We start from the raw sequence: 3,632 nt of genomic DNA, 5'->3' as shown, positions 1-3,632 counted from the left end.
GAACTATAGCTTAACAATCACCAGAACGAGGCTGCCGGCATGTAACGGCAGCCTTGTTGTGTTGGTTTAGAATAAAGTTTGATTATAAATCACTCTAAATCCTAGATTTTACTACATATAATAAGCTATCGCTTTGAATAAAGATTGATCAAAACGATAACTTTCTTTTATTTGAACTGTATTTTATAAAAATATGCCACTAAAGCACCCATTACTTTAAGTAAAACTTTTCACAAACTTCTTAGTAGGGAAAGTTGTTTGTTTATAACTGTTCAGCTGAAAGATACTTAAATATGTAAGTTTCAGTGGATTTTGCTACATATTATTCGTTTATAGATTATTTAATCTATATTCATTTGTGTCTTCGTGTTGATACTATTAGTAATTAAAAAATCATCCCTTTATTTAAAGAGATGATCCATAACTTCTTGAAGTGTTTTATTATTCAATTCGTTTTCCATTGCAGATTGTACACTTTCAAAAATAACATCCAATGCACCTTGTATATTTTTCCCAACACGACAATTAGGATTTGGTTTATCATGAATGGAAAATAACTCTTTTTCTATATGAACAGCTTTATATACGTCTAATAACGTAACATCTTTTGGATCTTTAGTTAATGAAAAACCAGATACCCCAACTCTAGCTGTTAATAATCCGGCCTTTTTTAATTCACTGCTAATTCTTCTAATTACAACTGGATTAGTTGTCACACTATCAGCAATCTGTTCAGAAGATAGCTTGGGATTAGTAGCAACTAAAGCCAAGATATGAATTGCAACAGAAAGACGAGTATTAATCATGATAATCACTCCCTCGTTACAATATTAGTTACATATATATTTTTGTCAACATATTGAATTAATTAAATAAGTTATAAAAAATTGTTGTTGACAAAATTAGTTGTAACAATTATAGTTACAACTAGACTAATCAACCTACTGTAAAAAACTTATTAAGTCACTCTCTTAAAAAACTTAAGAGAAAATTTTTTAACTAAGTTGTAACATTTATTGTTAGAAAGGAGATCGTTTCGATCATGTCAATTCAAAATATCAAAGTCATCCGTGTTCACCAATATGGAGGACCAGAACAACTTAAACTAGAGCAAGTAGAATGTCCAAAACCATCAGTTGGAGAGGTATTAATTCGAGTTCACGCAGTAGGTGTGCTTCCTACTGATTGTAAAATTCGTTCTGGTATGCTGAAAGATTTCTTTTCCGTTGATTTCCCTTATATTCCCGGTTCATCTATAGCTGGTGTTATTGAAGAAATTGGCCCCGATGTTACGGGATTCAAAAAAGGACAAGCAGTTTTTGGACAAAGTACAAAAGGGGCATACGCTGAGTATATTACAACTTCAGTAGAAAGACTTGCTCTTAAACCCGACGGGATCTCTTTTGATGAGGCAGTTACCATTCATGGTGGTGCAGGATCCGCTTGGGCAGTTCTCTTCGATAATGCCAAGTTACAAGAAGGACAACGAGTATTAATTCATGGTGCGGCTGGAGGCGTTGGATTGTTTGCTACTCAATTGGCCAAATGGAAAGGGGCGCATGTAATAGGAACCGCTTCAACAGCTAATGTTGACTTTGTCCGTTCTTTAGGAGCAGATACGGTGATTGATTATACCACTACACCATTTGAGGAAGTAGTTCAAGACGTAGATTTGGTAATCGACTCAATCGGAGGAGATACGTTAGAACGTTCTTGGTCAGTACTAAAACGAGGCGGAACGATTTTATCTCTAGTTACTCATCCTTCACAGGAGAAAGCTCAAGAGCTAAGTGTGCGTGCCGAACATAATATAGCGCGACCAAACCGTGAAGCCTTGCGAACCATTGCCCAGTTGATGGCTGATGGAAAAATCAAAACGTTTATATCAAAAACATTTACTCTTGATGAAGCTCCACAAGCCCATGAACTCTGTCAATATGGACATGTTCGTGGACGAATTGTATTTCATATTGCTGATTAATGTTAAGTTAGAATATTTTAAAGCCGAAATCATGCGGTAGATTATATTAAGTACACAGATTAACTAAAAACTTAAAGATCGAGGCAGGTGGTTATCATGCCTAAAGACAAATCGGTGAAATCCGTTCCGTTATGGACGAAGGATTTTATTCTCTTATCTTTATCCAATATGTTGTTATTTCTAGGATTTCAGATGCTGCTGCCTACGCTGCCGGTCTTTGTCTCCGAGAACGGAGGATCGAGTACGCAGGTCGGACTTGTCATTGGTCTTCTTACGCTGTCTGCCATCGTCATTCGCCCATTCGCTGGAATGGCGCTCGATATGCTCGGACGGAAAATCGTGCTGGTGATCGGCAGCTTGATCTGCATCGCTGCAATGGGCGGATTTATTGCATCTGCTACAGTATTCGTCGTACTGTTCATCCGGTTTATTCACGGGATTGGCTGGGGAATTTCAACCACAAGCTATGGAGTTATCGCTTCGGATATTATTCCTGCTGCGCGGCGCGGCGAAGGCATGGGGTATTTTGGTCTTGGATCGACGCTTGCGATGGCATTGGGCCCTTTAGCTGGAATTTGGATCATGAATAATTTCGGCTATACGTTATTATTTATATGTTGTTTTGTTAGTACGATACTGTCCTTCGTCTGTACGCAATTCGTTACGCTCCCCCAGTTATCGAAGGCAACGAAGGCACAGGTTGGGTCTGCGAACTCGGTTTGGTCGAAGTTAATTGAAAAACAGGCTCTTTTTCCATCATTGCTCGTATTGCTACTTGGTGTAACTTATGGGGGAATCGTTAGCTTTATTACATTATTTAGCAAAGAGACGGGGATAGAAAATGTTGGCTTGTTTTTCCTTATTAATGCTCTAAGTGTATTCGTAATTCGTCCGGTATCAGGAAGGATTTTCGACCGTTACGGGCATTTCTGGATTATATTCCCTGGCGCATTGTTCAGCATTGCTGGGCTGCTCTTGCTTTCTTTGGCGACTACAACGGGCCTAATGATCTGTGCGGCTGCTTGCTATGGGATCGGATTTGGTTCTGTTCAGCCTACGCTGCAGGCTTGGACTATTAATCGTATTGCGCCGCATCAAAGAGGGGCGGCGAACGCTACCTTTTATTCCGCTTTCGATCTAGGCATCGGCGGCGGGGGGATGCTGCTGGGGACCGTTGCAGGCGTAAGTAGTTATGCGCAGATGTACCGCTATTCCGTTGTTTTTCTGGCGATTTATATTGTGCTCTATCTGCTCTATATGGCAAAACAACCGAAGAAACAAGAGAAGAAACCCATCCATTCCGGAAACAAGATATGACTAACTAAGAAAAAATTCGGATTCTAGTTTGGCGTGTGCTCTCTTCACGTTTTCGGCATTGATTGGAACAAGTTCTTGTTATCCGACAAAATTCATGTCGGGTGACAAGAACATTATCACATTAAATACCGCGTAAATTGCGGTTTTTTTGTTCTATGAGATAAAGTTGTTGTCATGGCTGACAACAACTTTATCTCATTCCCGACAGAGGCATTCTGTCAATGAATTCTTTAATCCGTTATTAAGCTAACGGGTAACGATAGCTACGAAGAATCGGCAGCCTCATATATGGCTGCCGTTTTCTCAACTCCCTCAGAGAATAAGGATTTTCTCA

General features: G+C 39.3%; 3 protein-coding genes. 2 read left to right on the top strand and 1 reads right to left on the bottom strand.

The window, feature by feature from the left end; all coding sequences use genetic code 11:
* Window positions 1–401 precede the first annotated feature (401 nt).
* On the bottom strand, window positions 402–806 hold the full coding sequence (locus GC098_RS31490; protein WP_171647661.1) for an Rrf2 family transcriptional regulator: 405 nt from the start codon (window positions 804–806) through the stop codon (window positions 402–404).
* Window positions 807–1,042: 236 nt separating this feature from the next.
* On the opposite strand from GC098_RS31490, the gene GC098_RS31485 reads away from it, so the two are divergent.
* Together GC098_RS31485 and GC098_RS31480 are read left to right on the top strand one after the other, a co-directional pair.
* Entirely contained in the window at window positions 1,043–1,981 is a 939-nt protein-coding gene (locus GC098_RS31485; RefSeq protein ID WP_171647658.1) for an NADP-dependent oxidoreductase, read from the top strand.
* A 96-nt stretch (window positions 1,982–2,077) separates the two neighbouring features.
* Window positions 2,078–3,298, top strand: coding sequence for an MFS transporter (locus GC098_RS31480; protein WP_171647655.1), 1,221 nt, complete (start codon window positions 2,078–2,080; stop codon window positions 3,296–3,298).
* The last annotated feature ends 334 nt before the right edge of the window (window positions 3,299–3,632 follow it).

The organism is Paenibacillus phytorum (assembly GCF_013141715.1).
GTDB classification, from domain to species: Bacteria; Bacillota; Bacilli; order Paenibacillales; family NBRC-103111; genus Paenibacillus_E; species Paenibacillus_E phytorum.
Note: the sequence above shows the minus strand (reverse complement) of the source record. Positions and strands in the feature narration are given on the sequence as shown.